General features: G+C 69.6%; 16 protein-coding genes. All 16 read right to left on the reverse strand.

The window, feature by feature from the left end:
- Positions 1–32 precede the first annotated feature (32 nt).
- The 16 genes from V7Z82_RS03630 to V7Z82_RS03705 all read right to left on the reverse strand — a co-directional run bounded on the left by V7Z82_RS03630 (position 33) and on the right by V7Z82_RS03705 (position 18,277).
- The gene (locus tag V7Z82_RS03630) at positions 33–1,499 is read right to left on the reverse strand and encodes a glutamate synthase subunit beta (protein WP_334148060.1); all 1,467 of its coding nucleotides are present in this window, start codon (positions 1,497–1,499) and stop codon (positions 33–35) included.
- Complete coding sequence (gene gltB, locus V7Z82_RS03635) at positions 1,492–6,015, reverse strand: glutamate synthase large subunit (RefSeq protein WP_334148338.1); 4,524 nt, start codon at positions 6,013–6,015, stop codon at positions 1,492–1,494. Before gltB ends, V7Z82_RS03630 begins: the two co-directional genes overlap by 8 nt.
- Before the next feature lie 140 nt (positions 6,016–6,155).
- Entirely contained in the window at positions 6,156–7,196 is a 1,041-nt protein-coding gene (gene lgt, locus V7Z82_RS03640) for a prolipoprotein diacylglyceryl transferase (RefSeq protein ID WP_334148062.1), read from the reverse strand.
- Between the two features lie 10 nt (positions 7,197–7,206).
- Positions 7,207–8,010, reverse strand: coding sequence for a tryptophan synthase subunit alpha (trpA, locus tag V7Z82_RS03645; RefSeq protein ID WP_334148064.1), 804 nt, complete (start codon positions 8,008–8,010; stop codon positions 7,207–7,209).
- Complete coding sequence (trpB, locus tag V7Z82_RS03650) at positions 8,007–9,275, reverse strand: tryptophan synthase subunit beta (RefSeq protein WP_442927581.1); 1,269 nt, start codon at positions 9,273–9,275, stop codon at positions 8,007–8,009. Before trpB ends, trpA begins: the two co-directional genes overlap by 4 nt.
- A 23-nt stretch (positions 9,276–9,298) precedes the next feature.
- Positions 9,299–10,069 carry an indole-3-glycerol phosphate synthase TrpC gene (gene trpC / locus V7Z82_RS03655; RefSeq protein WP_334148340.1) on the reverse strand — a complete coding sequence of 257 codons (771 nt, stop codon included), beginning with the start codon at positions 10,067–10,069 and terminating at the stop codon, positions 9,299–9,301.
- Positions 10,070–10,071: 2 nt separating this feature from the next.
- On the reverse strand, positions 10,072–10,317 hold the full coding sequence (locus V7Z82_RS03660; protein ID WP_334148069.1) for a DUF6704 family protein: 246 nt from the start codon (positions 10,315–10,317) through the stop codon (positions 10,072–10,074).
- A gap of 48 nt (positions 10,318–10,365) precedes the next feature.
- Positions 10,366–10,956 carry a Trp biosynthesis-associated membrane protein gene (locus V7Z82_RS03665; RefSeq protein ID WP_334148071.1) on the reverse strand — a complete coding sequence of 197 codons (591 nt, stop codon included), beginning with the start codon at positions 10,954–10,956 and terminating at the stop codon, positions 10,366–10,368.
- A complete protein-coding gene (gene hisI, locus V7Z82_RS03670) occupies positions 10,953–11,312 on the reverse strand; it encodes a phosphoribosyl-AMP cyclohydrolase (RefSeq protein ID WP_334148073.1) in 360 nt (119 codons plus the stop codon). The genes V7Z82_RS03665 and hisI overlap by 4 nt, the downstream gene beginning before the upstream one ends.
- Positions 11,309–12,070: an imidazole glycerol phosphate synthase subunit HisF gene (gene hisF / locus V7Z82_RS03675; RefSeq protein WP_334148076.1), complete on the reverse strand. Its 762-nt coding sequence runs from the start codon at positions 12,068–12,070 to the stop codon at positions 11,309–11,311. The genes hisI and hisF overlap by 4 nt, the downstream gene beginning before the upstream one ends.
- Positions 12,070–12,912 carry an ATP phosphoribosyltransferase gene (hisG, locus tag V7Z82_RS03680; RefSeq protein WP_334148078.1) on the reverse strand — a complete coding sequence of 281 codons (843 nt, stop codon included), beginning with the start codon at positions 12,910–12,912 and terminating at the stop codon, positions 12,070–12,072. Before hisG ends, hisF begins: the two co-directional genes overlap by 1 nt.
- A gap of 38 nt (positions 12,913–12,950) precedes the next feature.
- Positions 12,951–13,214, reverse strand: a complete 264-nt coding sequence (locus tag V7Z82_RS03685) for a phosphoribosyl-ATP diphosphatase (protein WP_045280269.1) — start codon at positions 13,212–13,214, stop codon at positions 12,951–12,953.
- Positions 13,211–13,891, reverse strand: coding sequence for a ribulose-phosphate 3-epimerase (rpe, locus tag V7Z82_RS03690; protein WP_334148080.1), 681 nt, complete (start codon positions 13,889–13,891; stop codon positions 13,211–13,213). Before rpe ends, V7Z82_RS03685 begins: the two co-directional genes overlap by 4 nt.
- Before the next feature lie 4 nt (positions 13,892–13,895).
- Positions 13,896–15,386 (reverse strand): RsmB/NOP family class I SAM-dependent RNA methyltransferase, encoded by a 1,491-nt coding sequence (locus tag V7Z82_RS03695; RefSeq protein WP_334148082.1) that lies wholly within the window; start codon positions 15,384–15,386, stop codon positions 13,896–13,898.
- Positions 15,383–16,303 carry a methionyl-tRNA formyltransferase gene (gene fmt / locus V7Z82_RS03700; protein ID WP_334148084.1) on the reverse strand — a complete coding sequence of 307 codons (921 nt, stop codon included), beginning with the start codon at positions 16,301–16,303 and terminating at the stop codon, positions 15,383–15,385. The genes V7Z82_RS03695 and fmt overlap by 4 nt, the downstream gene beginning before the upstream one ends.
- 15 nt (positions 16,304–16,318) lie before the next feature.
- The gene (locus V7Z82_RS03705) at positions 16,319–18,277 is read right to left on the reverse strand and encodes a primosomal protein N' (RefSeq protein WP_334148086.1); all 1,959 of its coding nucleotides are present in this window, start codon (positions 18,275–18,277) and stop codon (positions 16,319–16,321) included.
- Positions 18,278–18,281: the final 4 nt, after the last annotated feature.

The following is an 18,281-nucleotide window of genomic DNA, read 5'->3' on the forward strand; positions in this document are numbered from 1 at the left end:
AGGTACTACAGGCGCAAGCGCCGCGGCTCAGCCTACGCGGGCTGGAGGCCCAACGCGACATCGCTCGGGCGCACGGGCTCCGGCAGCACGGTGGTGCCCATCAGGAAGCGGTCCACGTTCGCAGCGGCGGCGCGGCCCTCGGCGATGGCCCAGACGATGAGCGACTGCCCACGACCGGCGTCACCGGCGACGAACACACCGGGAACGGTGGACTCGTATGAGGAGTCGCGGCGGAACGCACCGCGGTCGGTCAGCTGCGGGAGGGTGTCCTCCGTGTAGCCGTCCTGCTCCGGTCCGGTGAAGCCCATGGCGATCAGCACGAGGTCGGCCGGGATCTCGCGCTCGGTGCCGCTCTTGGGCACGCGACGTCCGTCGATGTACTCGGTCTCGGCGACGCGCAGCGCGCGAACCTCTCCGACGTCGTTCGACAGGAACTCGACGGTGGAGGCGAGGAACATCCGCTCACCGCCCTCCTCGTGTGCCGACGCGATCTCGAACACGGTCGGCATCATCGGCCACGGCTGGTGGTCGGGGCGCTCGGTGCCCGGCTGCTTGCCGATCGCGAGGTTGGTCACGCTGAGCGCACCCTGACGGTGCGCGGTGCCGATGCAGTCCGCACCGGTGTCGCCGCCGCCGATCACGATGACGTGCTTGCCCTCTGCGGTGATCTGCTCGGAGACCTTGTCACCGGCGACCGCGTGGTTCGACTCGACGAGGTACTCCATGGCGAAGTGCACGCCGTCGAGGTCACGACCGGGGATCGAGAGGTCGCGCGGGACGGTCGACCCGGTGGCGATCACCACGGCGTCGTAGCGGGCACGAAGATCGGGCCAGGAGATGTCCTTGCCGATCTCGACACCGGCGCGGAAGCGGGTGCCCTCCTCCTGCATCTGGCGCAGACGCGACTCCAGCTGCCCCTTCTCCATCTTGAAGTCGGGGATGCCGTAGCGCAGCAGGCCGCCGATGCGGTCGTCACGCTCGAACACGGCGACCGTGTGGCCGGCGCGGGTCAGCTGCTGCGCCGCAGCGAGGCCTGCGGGGCCGGAGCCGACGACTGCGACCGTCTTGCCGGTCAGGCGCTCGGGCGGCTGCGGTTCGACCCAGCCCTTCGCGAAGGCCTCGTCGATGATCGAGACCTCGATCTGCTTGATCGTGACGGCCGGCTGGTTGATGCCGAGGACGCACGAGCTCTCGCAGGGCGCAGGGCACAGACGACCGGTGAACTCCGGGAAGTTGTTGGTCGCGTGCAGACGGTCGATCGCCGCGCGGCCCTCGCCGCGCCAGGTGAGGTCGTTCCACTCGGGGATCAGGTTGCCGAGCGGGCAGCCCGAGTGGCAGAACGGCACACCGCAGTCCATGCAGCGACCGGCCTGACGGCGCAGCACCGCCTGGTCTCCAGGCTCGTAGACCTCTTTCCAGTCCATGATGCGCACCGGCACCGGACGTCGTGCGGGGAGTTCCCGCTCGGTCACCTTCAGAAAGCCTTTGGGATCAGCCACCGGTCACCTCCAGGATGCGGTTCCACACGATGTCGCCGTCGGGGTCGATCCCCTCGGCCACTGCTTCCTCGCGCATGCTCCGCACAGCGGCGAAGTCACGCGGAAGCACCTTCACGAACTCGGATGCCGTCGTCTCGAAGTCTGCGAGCAGCTTCGACGCGAGCGGGGATGCCGTGCGCTCCACGTGCTCGACGAGCAGGCTGCGGAGCACTTCGAGGTCGGCACGGTCGAGCGGCTCGAGCAGCAGCTCACCGCTGCCGAGCGACTGGGCGTTGACCTTGGCGGTCTGGAGGGCGTGGACATACGCCACTCCCCCGGACATGCCGGCGCCGAAGTTGCGCCCGGTGGTGCCGAGGATCACCGCGAGGCCGCCGGTCATGTACTCGAGTGCGTGGTCGCCCACACCCTCCACGACCGCGGTCGCACCGGAGTTGCGCACCAGGAACCGCTCGCCCACGACACCAGAGATGAACATCGTGCCCGAGGTCGCGCCGTAGCCGATCACGTTGCCCGCGATCACGTTCTCCTCCGGGGCGATCTCGGACGAGCGCGGCGGACGGATGGTGATGTCACCTCCCGAGAGGCCCTTGCCGACGTAGTCGTTCGCATCGCCCTCGAGGCGCAGGATGATGCCCGGCGGCATGAACGCCCCGAGCGACTGCCCTGCGGTGCCGTGCAGCGTCACGTCGATGGTCCCTCGCGGGAGTCCGTCGGCGCCGTGGCGCGAGGTCACCTGGTGGCCGAGCATCGTGCCCACGGCGCGCTCGGTATTGGCGATGGGCAGCTCGACGACGACGGGCTCGCCGTTCAGCAGCGCTCCTGCGGCGATGTCGATCAGCTGCACGTCGAAGTGCTTCTCGAGCTCGTGGTCCTGCGTGCGCGCGTTGCGAAGCGGCTCTCCGGCCGGGAACGCCGGACCGTCGAGGATCGGAGCGAGGTCGAGGCCCTGGGTCTTCCAGTGGTCGACGGCCGCGTTCATCTGCAGCAGGTCGGCGCGGCCGACGATCTCGTCGATCGAGCGGTAGCCGAGCTCGGAGAGCAGCTCGCGCACTTCCTCGGCGATGAACTCCATGAAGTTCACGACGAACTCGGGCTTGCCGGTGAAGCGGTCGCGCAGCGCAGGGTTCTGCGTCGCGACGCCCACCGGGCAGGTGTCGAGGTGGCAGACGCGCATCATGATGCAACCGCTCACCACGAGCGGAGCGGTCGCGAAGCCGAACTCCTCCGCACCGAGCAGCGCGCCGATGATGACGTCGCGGCCGGTCTTGAGCTGTCCGTCGACCTGCACGACCACACGGTCGCGCATGCCGTTGAGCATCAGCGTCTGCTGGGTCTCGGCGAGGCCGAGCTCCCACGGCGTGCCGGCGTGCTTGAGCGAGTTCATCGGGCTGGCGCCGGTACCGCCGTCATGCCCGGAGACCAGGATCACGTCGCTGAGCGCCTTCGCGACACCAGCGGACACCGCACCGATACCGGACTGGCTGACCAGCTTGGTGTGGATGCGCGCCTCGGGGTTCGCCCGCTTCAGGTCGAAGATGAGCTGCTTGAGGTCCTCGATCGAGTAGATGTCGTGGTGCGGCGGCGGCGAGATGAGCCCCACACCCGCGGTCGCGTGACGCGTCCGCGCCACCCACGGGTACACCTTGGTCGGCGGCAGCTGACCGCCCTCGCCGGGCTTGGCCCCCTGCGCGAGCTTGATCTGGATGTCGTCGGCCTCGGTCAGGTAGAGGCTCGTGACGCCGAAGCGTCCCGACGCGACCTGCTTGATCGCGCTGCGGCGCTCCGGGTCGACCAGGCGGTCGGTGTCTTCGCCGCCCTCACCCGTGTTCGACTTGCCGCCGATGCGGTTCATCGCGATCGCCAGCGTCTCGTGCGCCTCGCGGGAGATCGAGCCGTAGCTCATCGCACCGGTGGAGAAGCGCTTCACGATGTCGGAGACCGACTCGACCTCGTCGAGCGGCACCGGCTTGCGAGTGCCCGTGCGCAGCTGGAAGAGCCCGCGAAGGGTCTTCAGTTCGGCCGCCTGGTCATCGACGAGCTTCGTGTACTCCCGGAAGATGTCGTAGCGGCGCGTGCGCGTGGCGTGCTGCAGCTTGAACACCGTCTCCGGGCTGAACAAGTGCGGCGAGCCGTCGCGGCGCCACTGGTACTCGCCCCCGGTCCAGAGCCGCTCGTGGGCGCGAGCAGCGGCATCCTCGGGGTACGCGTAGTCGTGCCGCGCCTGGTTCTCTGCGAACACCTCGGCGATCCCGATGCCGCCGAGCTTGGACTCCGTGCGGGTGAAGTACGCGTCGATGAACTCCTGGCCGAGGCCGACGGCTTCGAAGACCTGCGCTCCCGCGTAGGACGAGACGGTCGAGATGCCCATCTTTGACATGATCTTCAGCACGCCCTTGCCGAGCGCGTAGATGAGGTTCTTGACGGCCTTCTCCGGCGAGATGCCGGTGATGTAGCCGGTGCGCACGAGGTGCTCGACCGTCTCCATCGCGAGGTACGGGTTGATCGCCGAAGCGCCGTAGCCGATCAGCGTGGCCACGTGGTGCACCTCACGGACGTCACCCGCCTCCACGATCAGGCCGACCTTCATCCGGTTCTCGCGCCGGATCAGGTGGTGATGGATCGCCGACACCATGAGCAGCGACGGGATCGGGACGAGGTCCTTGTTCGAGTCGCGATCGGACAGGATGATGAACTCCGCGCCGCTCTCGATCGCCGCGTCGACCTCGGCGCACATCTCGGTGAGCCGATCCTCCAACGTCTGGGGGCCTGCGTCGAAGTGGTACAGGCCGCGGATCGTCACGCTCGAGCGGTCCGGCAGCGCCTTGTCGATGTGGCGGATCTTCGCGAGCTCGTCGTTGTCGATCACCGGGAAGTCGAGCGACACCGTGCGAGTGTGCTCAGGACCCCACGAGAGCAGGTTGCGCTCGGGGCCGAGGCCGAGCTTGAGGCTCGTGACGACCTCTTCGCGGATGGAGTCCAGCGGCGGGTTGGTCACCTGCGCGAACTGCTGCGTGAAGTAGTCGAACAGCAGGCGCGGGCGCTTGCTGAGCACGGCGATCGGCGTGTCCGATCCCATGGCGCCGAGCGGCTCGACACCGGTCTGCCCCATCGGGGTCAGCAGGATGCGCACTTCTTCCTCGGTGTAGCCGAAGGTGCGCTGACGACGCGTGATGGATGCCGGCGGGTGCACGATGTGCTCGCGCTCCGGCAGATCGGCGAGCCGGACGGCGCCGGCGTCGAGCCACTCCTGCCACGGCTCCTGCGTGGCGAGCTGCTGCTTGATCTCCTGGTCGCTGACGATCCGCTGCTGGGCGGTGTCGACGAGGAACATCTTGCCCGGCTGCAGGCGACCACGGCGCTTGATGCGCTCCGGCTCGAACTGCAGCACACCGGTCTCCGAGCCGATCACGACGAGGCCGTCGGTGGTCTCGGTCCAGCGGCCGGGGCGCAGACCGTTGCGGTCGAGCGTGGCGCCGACGACGGTGCCGTCGGTGAAGATGAGCGCGGCGGGACCGTCCCACGGCTCCATCTGGTTCGAGTGGTACTCGTAGAACGAACGCAGCTCCGGTGTGATGTCGGACTGCTTCTCGTAGGCCTCCGGCACCATCATCATGATCGCGTGCGGCAGGCTGCGGCCGGTGAGCGTCAGCAGCTCGAGCACCTCGTCGAAGGATGCGGAGTCGCTGGCGCCGTCGGTGCAGATCGGCAGCAGCGGCGAGACATCGCCGAGCAGCTCGGACTCGAGCTGCGACTGGCGGGCGCGCATCCAGTTCCGGTTGCCGCCGACCGTGTTGATCTCGCCGTTGTGCGCGAGCATGCGCAGCGGCTGCGCGAGCGGCCACGACGGGAAGGTGTTGGTGGAGTAGCGGGAGTGCACGACCGCGAGCTCTGAGGCGAAGCGCTCATCCTGCAGGTCGGGGTAGAACGGCTCCAGCTGCAGGGTCGTGACCATGCCCTTGTAGCCGAGCGTGCGACTGGACAGCGACACGAAGTACGCGCCGAGCTCATGACCGGCGCGCTTGCGCAGACGGTAGGCGACGCGGTCGAGCGCGATGTCGGTGAGCGGTGCGTCCGCGTGGGTCGCTCCCCCGGCGCTCACGAAGAGCTGCTCGAAGGCGGGACGAGCCTCGTCCGCGAGCTTGCCGAGGTTCTCGTTGACCGTCGGGACCTCGCGCCAGCCGAGCACTCGCAGGCCCTCGGAGCGCGCGATCTGCTCGATGCCGGCCTTCTGCTGGCGGCGCTGGCTCGAGTCGCGCGGCAGGAAGGCGAGACCGGCGGCGTACTCGCCGACCGGCGGGAGCTCGAACCCCACGACGGCGCGGAGGAACTCGTCTGGCATCTGGGTCAGGATGCCGGCACCGTCACCCGTTCCGGCGTCGGAGCCGATGGCACCGCGGTGCTCGAGGTTTCGCAGCGCCTCGAGGGCGAGCGAGATGATGTCGTGCCCGGCAGTGCCGCGCAGGGTCGCGACCATGGCGAGGCCGCAGGCGTCCTTCTCGAACGCCGGGTTGTACATGCCCTGCTTCGGGGGGTAAGCGCCGGATGCGCCGTAGGGTGGCTGGAAGTACACCAGTTACCGTCCTCAGATACTCAAGTGACACCGGGGACGACGTCGGCCCGCTCGTTCAGTACATGTTCTCCCACCACGAGGGCGGCTTATCGAGTGCCTGCCTCGCTCGTGGGAGCGGTGCGTGTGGGAGCAGTGCTTGTGGCAGTGGCTCCTGCTGAGACTTCCTCGGACGGAGGCTCGCTCACGTCAACGAAATCGTGGGGATTGTCCTGCGATTGTACATCAGCGTCCAGATCCTTCCGCGCGCGCCCCGGCTTGTACGGCGAGGGCTCGAGGCCGAGGTGACGACGCGACTGCACGATGAGGATGGCGATACCGACGACGATGCCGATGATCGCGGCCCACACGTTGCTGCGCAGGCCGAGGATGATCTCGCTCGGGTCGATGCGGATCGACTCCCAGACCACGCGACCGGCGCTGTACCAGATCAGGTAGATCGCGAACAGGCGACCCCACTGGAAGAAGAGCTTGCGGCCGAGCCACAGCAGCACGAGCACGCCGAGGCCGTTCCAGAGCACCTCGTACAGGAACGTCGGGTGGAACAGCGTGCCCTCGGGCAGCCCCGGAGGGAACGCGGAGTTCGTGGACTCGATCTCGAGGCCCCACGGCAGGTCGGTCGGCAGACCGAAGAGCTCGTGGTTGAACCAGTTGCCGAAGCGGCCCATGGCCTGCGCGAGCAGGAGCCCGGGTGCGAGGGCGTCGGCGAACGTCCAGAACCGGATGCCGGTCCAGCGGCATCCGAGGTACGCGCCGATCGCGCCGCCGATCAGGGCGCCGAAGATGGCGATGCCGCCCTCCCAGATCGCCCACACGGAGCCTGGCTCGAAGGGGTTCCAGGTGTTCTTGCCCTCGCCGAAGTAGAAGTTCGGGTGCGTGAGCACGTGGAAGATGCGCGCGCCGATGATCGCGATCGGCACGGCCAGGATCGAGATGTCGATCACGACCCACGGCTCCGCGCCCCGCTTGGTCAGACGATGGTTCGTCAGGATCACGGCGGCGATGATGCCGGCGATGATGCAGAGCGCGTAGAAGTGGATCCGGAGCGGACCCAGGTCGATGTAGGACACGGGCGGGCTCGGGATGCTGGCGAGCACACCGGTGAAGGTGCTGTGAAGCGCGAGGGACATGAGTGCGATTCTAGTTCGAGGGAATGGAGCGCGCCGACGACGTGCCGGAGGCCAGGGAGCGGGTGACTTCGGCGAGGGCGGGGATGCCGCCGTCACGGAGCGCCCGGACGAGTGCGGTGCCGACGATCGCGCCGTCTGCGTACTCCGAGACGCCGGCGATCTGCTCGGCGGTGGAGATGCCGATGCCGACGCAGGCGCGCACGGCGCCGTGCGCCCTGAGGCGCTCGACGAGGGTCCTGGCGGCGCGGTCGAGCTCGGTGCGCTCCCCAGTGATGCCCATGGTCGAGACGGTGTAGACGAAGCCCGTCGACGACTTCACCACGAGCTCGAGGCGCTCATCGGATGACGTGGGCGCGGCGAGGAACACGCGGTCGAGACCGGTGCGCTCGCTCGCGGCGATCCAGTCCCCCGCGACCTCCGGCGTGATGTCCGGGGTGATGAGACCCGCACCGCCTGCGGCGAGCAGGTCGTCGGCGTAGCGGTCGACGCCGTACTGCAGCACCGGGTTCCAGTAGGTCATCACGAGGACGGGGACATCCGTCGCCGCGGTGATCGCCCGCAGGGCGGTGAACAGATCGGCGGTCTTGAACCCCGCGGCCAGTGCGAGGGTGGTCGCCTCCTGGATGACCGCACCGTCCATCACCGGGTCGCTGTAGGGCGGGCCGAGCTCGATGATGTCGACGCCGTTCTGCGCGAGCGCGATCGCGGCGTCAATGCTCGTCTGCAGATCGGGGAAGCCGACGGGGAGGTAGCCGACGAATGCGCTGCGACCGGCATCGTGAGCGGCGGCGATCGCCTGTTCCACGCGACTCATAGCTCAGGCTCCCCCTTCGAAGCGGCGTCCTGCTCGGCGCTCTCCTCGGTCACATCGTGCTCGAGCGCGGCTTTGTCATACAGCTCGAAGTACCGTGCAGCGGTGTCCATGTCCTTGTCACCGCGTCCGGAGAGGCACACGGCGATCACGGCGTCCGGTCCGAGCTCGCGACCGATCCGCAGCGCGCCGGCGAGGGCGTGCGCCGACTCGATCGCCGGGATGATGCCCTCGGTGCGGCTGAGCAGACGCAGCGCCTGCATCGCCTCGTCGTCGGTCGCCGGGATGTACTCCGCGCGGCCGATGTCGGAGAGCCAGGAGTGCTCAGGGCCGACACCTGGATAGTCGAGTCCCGCAGAGATCGAGTGCGACTCGACGGTCTGGCCGTCGCCATCCTGCAGCACGTAGGTGCGAGCGCCGTGCAGCACGCCTGGGCGTCCGCGCTCGATCGAGGCGGCATGGCGAGGCGTGTCGACACCGTCGCCCGCCGCCTCGACGCCGTAGAGCTTCACGCCCTCATCGTCGAGGAAGGCGTCGAACATGCCGATCGCGTTCGATCCGCCGCCGACGCAGGCCACGACGACGTCCGGCAGACGACCGACCTCGGCCAGCAGCTGCTCGCGCGCCTCCTCGCCGATGATCTTCTGGAAGTCGCGGACCATGGCGGGGAACGGATGGGGGCCGGCAGCGGTGCCGAAGATGTAGTTGGTGGTCTCGACCGAGGCCACCCAGTCGCGGTACGCGTCGTTGATCGCGTCCTTCAGGGTGCGCGAGCCCGACGTCACCGCGACGACCTCTGCGCCGAGCAGCCGCATCCGGGCCACGTTGAGCGCCTGGCGCTCGGTGTCGACCTCGCCCATGTAGATCGTGCAGTCCAGGCCGAAGAGCGCAGCGGCGGTCGCGGTCGCGACACCGTGCTGTCCGGCGCCGGTCTCGGCGATCACGCGAGTCTTGCCGAGGCGCTTCGTGAGCAGCGCCTGACCGAGCACGTTGTTGATCTTGTGCGAGCCGGTGTGGTTCAGGTCCTCGCGCTTGAGGAACACCCGCGCGCCACCTGCGTGTTCGGCGAACCGGGCCACCTCGGTGATCGCCGAGGGGCGACCGGCGTACGAGCTGAGCAGCGACGCCAGCTCGGCCGTGAACTCGGGATCGGCCATCGCCGAGGCGTACGCCTCCGACAGCTCATCGATCGCGGCGATCAGCGATTCCGGCATGAACCGGCCGCCGAATTCACCGAAGTACGGACCGTGCTGGTCGCGCAGGCTCACTCCGTCTCGCTCAGTGCGATGCATCAGACCTCCAGGAAACGTGCGAGTGTGGCGACCGGGTCGCCGGTGACGAGCGCCTCGCCGATCAGCACCACATCGGCACCGGCCGAGCGGTAGTGGGCGACGTCGTCCGGGGTGAGCACCGCAGACTCGGCGATCTTCACCGCGGTCGCGGGGATGCGGTCGGACAGGCGTCCGAACAGGTCGCGGTCGAGCTCGAGCGTGGTCAGGTCGCGGGCGTTGACGCCGATCAGCGGGGCGCCCAGGTCGATCGCGACCTCGAGCTCCTCGGCCGAGTGCGTCTCGACGAGGGGGGTCATCCCCAGCTCGGTGATGAACGCGAAGAGTTCGTGCAGCACCGCGCGGTCGAGGCCGGCGACGATGAGCAGCACGAGGTCTGCACCTGCAGCACGAGCCTCGAGCACCTGGTAGCGCGTGGCGATGAAGTCCTTGCGCAGTACCGGCACCGTGACCCTGGCCGTGACGGCTTCGAGGTCGGCGAGGCTGCCGCCGAAGCGACGCTCCTCGGTGAGCACGCTGATCGCGGATGCTCCCCCGGTCTCGTACAGCGAGGCCTGCAGGGCGGGGTCCGGGATCGACGCGAGCGCGCCGCGTGAGGGGCTCGCGCGCTTGACCTCGGCGATGATCTTGACCCGGTCGGCAGGTGCGAGCGCCGCGCGGGCGTCTTTGGCGGCCGGACGCGCCAGCGCCTCCCGCTCGACGACGGCAAGGGGCTTCGTGAGCGAACGACGCTCTGCGTCGGCGACAGCGCCGGCCGTCAGGTCGGCGAGCACCATTAGTGCGCCTTCGGGGCGTACTTGGGGCCTCTCACACCGTAACCGGCCTTGGCGAGGATCACGCCGACGAGCGCGCCGATCGGAACGATCGCCGCTCCCACCCAGATGAGCGCCACCCAGATCGGGCTGAACTCGGCGAAGCAGAACGCCAGCGTGCCGAGCAGGAATCCGAACAGCATGATGATCACGGCGGTCCATGCTGCCGGCGAGTGTCCGTGGCCGGGGTCGGCGATCGGGTTGGTCATGTTCTCCTCCGGGGACGGCGTGCTGGATCGGTTGTCAGTCTATCGGGGTCAGCGTGTGGGGTCGGTTCCACGGGACAGGTCGTCCCAGGAATCGACGGCGTCGACGGGGCCGTCGTGCTCGACGGGAGCCTCGGTCGTCGTGCGGTAGCGGCGACCTCCGGCCTTCCACCGGCGCCAGGTGGTCAGCACGAGCAGCGAGGCCGCGAGCAGGATCACCCAGCCGACGAGTGCGATCACTGGCCAGGCCGTGGGTGTCACGGACTGCACGACATCCGCGAGTGCTGCGGTGCCTGCAAGGCCGGTGACCTCGGTGACGGTGGGGGCGATCGCCGACTCGGGCACCGCGATCAGCAGCTGCAGCGTGCTCCAGCCGAGGAACACGGCACACGCGCCGGCGAGCACGCCGAAGATCAGTCGGAACACCCGCCCGGAGATCGCGAGGGCGGCACCGAGGGCGAGCACGGCGAGGCTGAGCGGCGCCAGCAGCACCAGCGCGGAGGCGCCGGGAACCAGGATGGCCTCACCGGCATCCGCTCGTTCGACGGTGACCCAGGTCTGGGTCGAGGAGATGATGCCGATGGCCCCGGCGAGCAGGAATCCCATGACCGAGAGGGAGCGGCCACGCCGCGCGAGGTTCACGATGCGTCGCTCCCCTGAGCGGCTTCGAGGTCGGTCGTGTCGAAGCAGGTCCGCGTGCCGGTGTGACAGGCGGGGCCGGTCTGATCCACCTTCAACAGGATCGCGTCGCCGTCGCAGTCCAGCCGCGCCTCGTGCACGACCTGGATGTTGCCCGACGTGTCGCCCTTGCGCCAGTATTCCTGGCGGGACCGCGACCAGTAGGTGGCGCGACCGGACGACAGGGTGCGGCGGAGTGCCTCGGCGTCGACCCAGGCGAGCATCAGGACCTCGCTCGAGTCCCACTGCTGCACGATGACCGGGGCGAGACCGTCGGCGTTCCAGGCGACCTGTGCGATACGGGTCTCGAGGTCACTCATCGGACGATCACTCCCTCAGCGCGCAGCGCTTCCTTCACATCTCCCACGGTGAGCGCTCCGGTGTGGAACACGCTCGCGGCGAGCACGGCATCCGCTCCCGCCTTGATGGCCGGGGCGAAGTGCTCGACGGCGCCAGCGCCACCTGAGGCGATCACCGGCACGGTCGCGACCTCGCGCATGAGGCGGACGAGCTCGAGGTCGAAGCCGTCGCGGGTGCCGTCGGCGTCGATCGAGTTCACGAGCAGCTCACCTGCGCCGCGTTCGGCGGCCTCACGAGCCCACTCGAGCGCATCGAGCGTGGTCTGCGTGCGTCCGCCGTGCGTGGTGACGACGAAGCCGGAAGGCGTGGTGTCCGCGCGCTTCACATCGAGCGACAGCACCAGCACCTGCGCGCCGAAGCGGTCGGCGATCTCGCCCACCAATGCGGGCCGGGCGATCGCCGCCGAGTTCACGCCCACCTTGTCCGCACCGACCGCGAGCAGACGCGCCACGTCGTCGACGCTGCGCACTCCCCCGCCGACGGTCAGCGGCACGAAGACCTGCTCGGCCGTGCGCTGCACGACGTCGTAGGTGGTGGCGCGCTCATCGACGGTCGCGGTGACGTCGAGGAACGTGATCTCGTCGGCGCCCTGCGCGGCATAGTGCCGTGCGAGTTCGACCGGGTCGCCCATGTCGCGGAGGTTCTCGAAGTTCACGCCCTTAACGACGCGTCCTGCCGCGACGTCGAGGCACGGGATGACTCGGCTGGCGAGCGTCATCAGAGCCTCGCGTTGTGGATGGCGGTGACCAGGATGGCCCGTGCGCCGAGCGCGTACAGCGCGTCCATCACGGGATTGACCCTGGAGCGGGCGACCATGACGCGAACCGCGACCCACTCCGGGTCGCGCAGCGGCGAGACCGTCGGCGATTCGACGCCACCCGCGATCTTCACCGCATCGTCGAGCAGCGCCACCGGCAGGTCGTAGTCGATCATCACGAACCGGCGGGCGACCATCACACCGCGCAGTCGGCGCAGCAGCGTCTCCGAGCCCTCGGCGTCGACGGGACCGGCGATCAGCACGGCCTCGGACTCGAGGATGACCGGGCCGAACACGTCGAGGCCCGCCTGACGAAGCGTGGTGCCGGTCTCGACGACATCGGCGACGGCATCCGCCACGCCGAGCCGGACCGCGGATTCGACGGCGCCGTCGAGCGGCACCAGGTCGACAGCGATGCCGCGCTCGTCGAGGAACGCGTCGACCAGTCCGGGGTAGGACGTCGCGATGCGCAGCCCATCGAGCTGGGACACGTCCGTGTACCGGCCGGACGGCGCGGCGAAACGGAACGTGGAGCCGGCGAAGCCGAGCGCCTCGATCTCGCGCGCGCCCGGCATCCGTGCGTCGAGCAGGAGGTCGCGACCGGTGATGCCGACGTCGATCGCGCCGGAGCCGACGTAGGTCGCGATGTCCTTCGGACGGAGGAAGAAGAACTCGACGTCGTTGTCGGCGTCGATCACGTGCAGGGTCTTGGGATCACGACGACCGGCGTATCCGGCCTCCGCGAGCATCTCGGCAGCGGTCTCGGAGAGCGAGCCCTTGTTGGGAACAGCGATGCGCAGCATGAATTGCTTTCAGTTCGAAGGAGTGGGAACGGAGCGCATCACAGATGTCGGTAGACATCCTGCAGGCTGAGACCCTTCGCGATCATCATCACCTGCAGGTGGTAGAGCAACTGCGAGATCTCCTCGGCAGCGGCCTCGTCGGTCTCGTACTCGGACGCCATCCAGACCTCGGCGGCCTCTTCCACGATCTTCTTGCCGATCGTGTGGATGCCGCCGTCGAGCTCCGCGACCGTCCCGGAACCCTCGGGGCGGGTCTGCGCCTTGAGGGTGAGTTCAGCGAACAGCTCGTCGAAAGTCTTCACGATTCAAGGCTAGCGGCTCGCGCACGGTCCTTGAGCCGGGTGACGGCCGCCTCGATGTCATCCGCGCCGTACACCGCGGACCCGGCGACGAAGGTGTCGGCTCCTGCAGCGGCCGCCATCTCGATCGTGCTGTCCGAGATGCCGCCGTCGACCTGCAGCCAGACCGTCGAGCCCCGCCGCTTCGCCTCGTCTGCGAGCGTGCGCAGCTTCGGCATGGTCTCGGGCATGAAGCCCTGGCCGCCGAAGCCGGGCTCCACCGTCATCACGAGGATCTGGTCGAATTCGTCGAGTACCGAGTACAGGCCGTCCGCCGGCGTGCCTGGCTTGATCGCGACACCCGCACGGGCGCCGATGTCGCGGATCCGACGGGCGAGCGAGATCGGGTCCGCTGCCGCCTCCAGGTGGAAGGTGACGCTCGCGGCACCGATCTCGGCGTACTGGGGCGCCCAGCGATCCGGGTCGGTGATCATCAGGTGCACATCGAGCGGGATCGGGCTCGTCGCCTGGATGCGCTCGACCATCTGCGGCCCGAAGGTCAGGTTCGGCACGAAGTGGTTGTCCATCACATCGACGTGCGCGAAATCGGCGGTCGCGATGCGGGCGAGATCCGCCTGCATGTTCACGAAATCGGCGGCGAGGATGCTCGGATTGATGCGCGGTGCGCTGGGCAGATCCATGAGGTCAGCTTCCCTTCGGTGCGCGCTGGAGCAGCGCGAGGAACATGGCGTCGGTGCCGTGCCGGTGCGGCCAGAGCTGAACGGAGCCGGTCTCGGTGCGGCCGTCGTCGGCGAGATCGATCGGCGACCTGCTCAGCCCGGACACGACCGCTCTGGCGTCGAGCTCGGTGATGTCGCTGCGTCCGCGCAGCACGTCCTGCACCACACCGGTGGTCTCGGCCAGGTGCGGCGAGCATGTGACGTACGCCACGATGCCACCGGGTGCCAGCGCGTCGAGCGCCGAGTTCAACAGCTCGACCTGCAGCGGCACGAGCTCGGCGACGTCGGCCGGAGTCTTCCGCCACCGCGCCTCCGGGCGCCGACGCAGCGCGCCGAGTCCCGTGCACGGCGCGTCGACCAGGATGCGGTCGAATGCGGCTGGCCGACTCGTGCCGAGTGCACGGCCGTCACCCTGATGCACGACGACCTCGCCGGGAACGGCGCGAAGTGCGTTGCGCACCAGCCCGGCGCGAGCCGCGACGACCTCGTTGGCCTCGACCACGGCATCGTGCCGACGGGCGATCGCCGCGAGCAGGGCGGTCTTGCCGCCGGGACCCGCACACAGGTCCATCCACCGCTCCCCCGCGCGAATGGGTGCTGCCGCGGCGAGGGCGAGCGCGACGAGCTGGGATCCCTCATCCTGCACGCGGACCGTGCCGCCGGACGCGGCCACGATGTGATGCGGATCGCCGCCGGGCGAGGCGAACGCCGTCTCGGCGTAGGGGCGGTGCGGTTCACCCGGTTCGGCGAGTCCCGGAAGCGCGACGAGCGTGACCTCGGGCGAGGCGTTGTCGGCGTCCAGCAGGTCGTCCAACTCGTCGGCTCGTCCCTCGGAGGCGAGGGCGCGACGCAGCGCCCTGATCACCCAGACCGGGTGCGCTGTGCGCAGCGCGAGCCGTTCGTCATCGGAACGCGCGTCCTGCTCGATGCGCTCCTCCCACTGTCCTGGCGTGTCGCGGGAGATGCGCCGCAGCACCGCGTTCGTGAAGCTCGATGCTCCGCGTCCCACCGCGGTCGCGACCAGGTTCACCGATTCGTTGACCGCGGCATGCGAGGCCACGCGCGTCGCGAGCAGCTGGTGCACCGCGAGCCGCAGCGCGTCGAGCACGATCGGGTCGATGGTCTCGACGTCGCGGTCGGCCGCTGCGGCGATGATCGCGTCGTAGGTACCGCGGCGGCGCAGCGTGCCGTAGGTCAGCTCCGTGGCCAGCGCGGCGTCCTGCGGGTTCAGGCCGGCCTCGGCGATCGCGCCCGGCAGCGCGAGGTTCGCGTAGGCGTCGACCTCCGACACGGCCCGCAGCACGTCGAAGGCGACGCGTCGTGCCGGCTGCACGGTGCGCACCGGACCGCGCGGCCCGCCCTGCGACTGCCGCGCGCGTCCGCGGCTGTCACGGTCGCCGGATCGTCCGGCGGCATGCTGACCCCGCTGCTGTCGTCTCTGCTGTCCGTCGCTCATGATCCGGCACGCAGCCCTTCTGCGGCGCGCTGACCGCGCCACCAATCCGCCGCGTGCATGGCGCCCTTGCCGGCCGGCTGCACGCGGGTGACGGCGAGCGGCGAGGTCGCCGTGCCGATGAGCACTGCGGACTTCGTGCCGGTGATGTGCCCCGACGGCAGCGGCTCGGCGTCGAGCGCTGGCACCGCCTCGAGGATCTTGAGTCGCTGACCGTCGATCGTGGTGTGGGCTCCCGGTTCCGGGGTCACGCCGCGGAACCGCGCGAACACCGCCTCGAGCGGCTGCGACCAGTCGAGCACGCCGTCCTCGAGCGTGAGCTTCGCCGCGTAGCTGGGCTCCCCCTGCTGCGGCTCGGCGATGGCGGTGCCGTCGGCGATGCCTGACACCACCTCGGCGGTGAGCTCGGCACCGGCCTCGGCGAGGGTTCGCAGTGCGACATCAGCGGTCGCACCCTCCGGGAGGTCGAATGCACGGCTCGCGAAGACGTCACCGGCGTCGAGTGCAGGGACGAGCTGGAACACGCTGGCGCCGAGACGCGCATCGCCTGCGATCAGCGCCCGCTGCACTGGAGCGGCGCCACGCCACTCCGGAAGGAGAGAGAAATGCAGGTTGATCCAGCCTGCCGTCGGCGTCGACAGCAGCGGCTCGCGCACCAGACCGCCGTAGGCGACGATGACGCCGAGCTCGACGCGGAGCGCTGCGATGCGCTGCGTGACCTCGTCGTCGAGACGAGCAGCCTTGAACACCGGGATGCCGAGCTCATCGGCGGCGCGCGCCACCGGCGAGGGCGTCAGCACGCGCTTTCGGCCGAGCGGCGCATCGGGTCGGGTGATGACCGCAGCGACGTCGTGGTCGGACGCGAGGCGGTGCAGGGTGGGGACGGCAGCATCGGGTGTGCCGGCGAAGACGAGGCGCATGAAAGGTTCTCCGGATCAGAGTTCAGGATCGAGGATATCGAGGCGCACCGCGAGAGTGCTGCGAGGATTGCGGCCGCGACCGCGGCGGCTCGCGACCGCTTCGGCGACGACCGAGGCGCGCAGGGTGGTTGCGACCCGCGATCCGGCGCCGTAGTCGAAGCGCACGAGAGCGCGCACGCGCGGCGGGATGTCGTCGGATTCGACCGGTACAGGACCGAGGACCGCGTCGGACGGCAGGGCGAGCTCGCCGAGCGCGATGAGTGCGCGCGACACCGACGCCGCCGTTCCCTCGACCACGGCGACTCGCGCGGTCGGCGGCATGTGCAGCGGCGCCCTGCTCTCGAGCTCGGAACGTGCGTAGCCGGCCTGGTTCCAGGTCGCGAGGGCACGAGCGGTCTCACCGTCGACGCCGACGAGATGGATCGGCGCGTTCGGAGCCGCCAGGGCAGCGGCATTCGACCACCATCGGAGGCACGACTCGCCGATCCGCAGATCGGGGGCCTGCAGCATCCGCGGACCGTCGAGCAGCACGATCGCGCGATAGCCGCCCTCTGCCACCGGTTCAGCGCCGCGCGTGGCCACCACGAGGGCGGGCTTGGCGCCGACGCGTTCGACCGGGTGCCCGCTGTCAGCCACGATGACACGCACGCCAGGGAATGCGCGTCCGAGCTCGTCTGCGGTGCGCTCGCTGCCGGAGGAGGCGAGACGCAGCTTGGTCGACGAGCACGCAGGGCACGCCCATGCCCTCGCTGCGCGCCCGCACCACCCGCAGACCGGGACAGCGCCTCGATGGCGCGCGCCGAGCGGACCGCCGCAGTGCGCGCAGCGGGCAGGAGCCCGGCATTCAGCGCACACCAGCGACGGCGAGAATCCTGGACGGGACACCTGCACGAGCACCGGGCCATCGGCGGTCGCGTTGCGCGCCGCGAGGAACGCCGAGGACGGCATCCGCTGCGCCGTCGGCTGCTCCATCTCGTTCGGGGTGCTGAGCACCACCCGTGGGAGCACGCGGCGCGCAGCCCGGACGTCCTGCAGCCAGCCGAGCACGACGAGGCGCTCGACGTCGGTCGTGCGGGTGTGCCCGACGAACAGCAGCGCGCACTCGTCCTGCTCCTGTCTGAGCAGCGCGGAGTCACGGGCGTGCACGTACGGCGCGAGCGGCTCGCTCAGCAGCGGATCCCCGTCGTCCCACACGGCCACGAGCCCTGCAGTCACCGGCGCATAGACCGCCGAGCGGTTGCCGACCACGATGCAGGGCGCATCTTCGAGGGTGCGGAGGAACGAGCGGTAGCGATCGGGGTTGGTCTGCCGCGAGTCGAAGCGCACCACGGCATCGGCCGGCGTCAGGAGCGCGAGCGCTTCGAGCAGACGATCGAGATCGCGATGGTCGGGGACGACGAGGATCGACGAGCGGCCGTCGGCGAGCATCCGCGTCGCACTCGCGGCCAGCACCGCCGCCCAGGCAGGGACACCGTCGCGAAACCCTGGAATCGCCTCGACCGCAGCGCGCTCAGCACCGGCCAGCACCTCCGCGAGACCGGCATAGTGCGCGATCACGTCGTCGGCGTCGGCCAACAGCTCCTCGTCGGGCACGACCGCCGGGGTGTCGGCGGTCCAGGACTTCTCGACGCGCACCTGCCGCTTCGGGATGACGAGCCGCAGGACATCGGATGCCGAGCCGGCGGCACGGTCCGCGACGCGCCGCGCCAGCCGGTGCAGACGCTCCGGGAGGACGGGCACCGGCGACACGATGCTGTCGACCTCGGACAGCGGACGATCCGCGTCGTCCTCGGTGTCGATCTCGACGACGTAGCCCTCGATGACGCGCCCAGCGGTGCGCAGCGGCACCTTGACGCGCACACCGATCGTCACGTCGCCGAGTTCAGCGGGCAGCGCGTAGTCGAACAGGCGATCCAGCTGGGGCAGCGGTGAGTCCAGGAGCACTCGCGCGATGCGCCGACCTTCGACGCTCACGGGA

Origin of the sequence: Microbacterium sp., assembly GCF_036823965.1 — a bacterium.
Lineage (GTDB): Bacteria > Actinomycetota > Actinomycetes > Actinomycetales > Microbacteriaceae > Microbacterium.

Coding starts and splice junctions, on each gene's coding strand:
- gltB (WP_334148338.1), bottom strand. CDS start 6,015: ATGTACAACCCGGCGTTCGAGAAGGACGCCTGCGGCCTCGCCATGGTC.
- lgt (WP_334148062.1), bottom strand. CDS start 7,196: ATGTCCCTCGCGCTTCACAGCACCTTCACCGGTGTGCTCGCCAGCATC.
- trpA (WP_334148064.1), bottom strand. CDS start 8,010: ATGAGTCGCGTGGAACAGGCGATCGCCGCCGCTCACGATGCCGGTCGC.
- V7Z82_RS03660 (WP_334148069.1), bottom strand. CDS start 10,317: ATGACCAACCCGATCGCCGACCCCGGCCACGGACACTCGCCGGCAGCA.
- hisI (WP_334148073.1), bottom strand. CDS start 11,312: ATGAGTGACCTCGAGACCCGTATCGCACAGGTCGCCTGGAACGCCGAC.
- hisF (WP_334148076.1), bottom strand. CDS start 12,070: ATGACGCTCGCCAGCCGAGTCATCCCGTGCCTCGACGTCGCGGCAGGA.
- hisG (WP_334148078.1), bottom strand. CDS start 12,912: ATGCTGCGCATCGCTGTTCCCAACAAGGGCTCGCTCTCCGAGACCGCT.
- rpe (WP_334148080.1), bottom strand. CDS start 13,891: ATGGATCTGCCCAGCGCACCGCGCATCAATCCGAGCATCCTCGCCGCC.
- V7Z82_RS03695 (WP_334148082.1), bottom strand. CDS start 15,386: ATGAGCGACGGACAGCAGAGACGACAGCAGCGGGGTCAGCATGCCGCC.
- fmt (WP_334148084.1), bottom strand. CDS start 16,303: ATGCGCCTCGTCTTCGCCGGCACACCCGATGCTGCCGTCCCCACCCTG.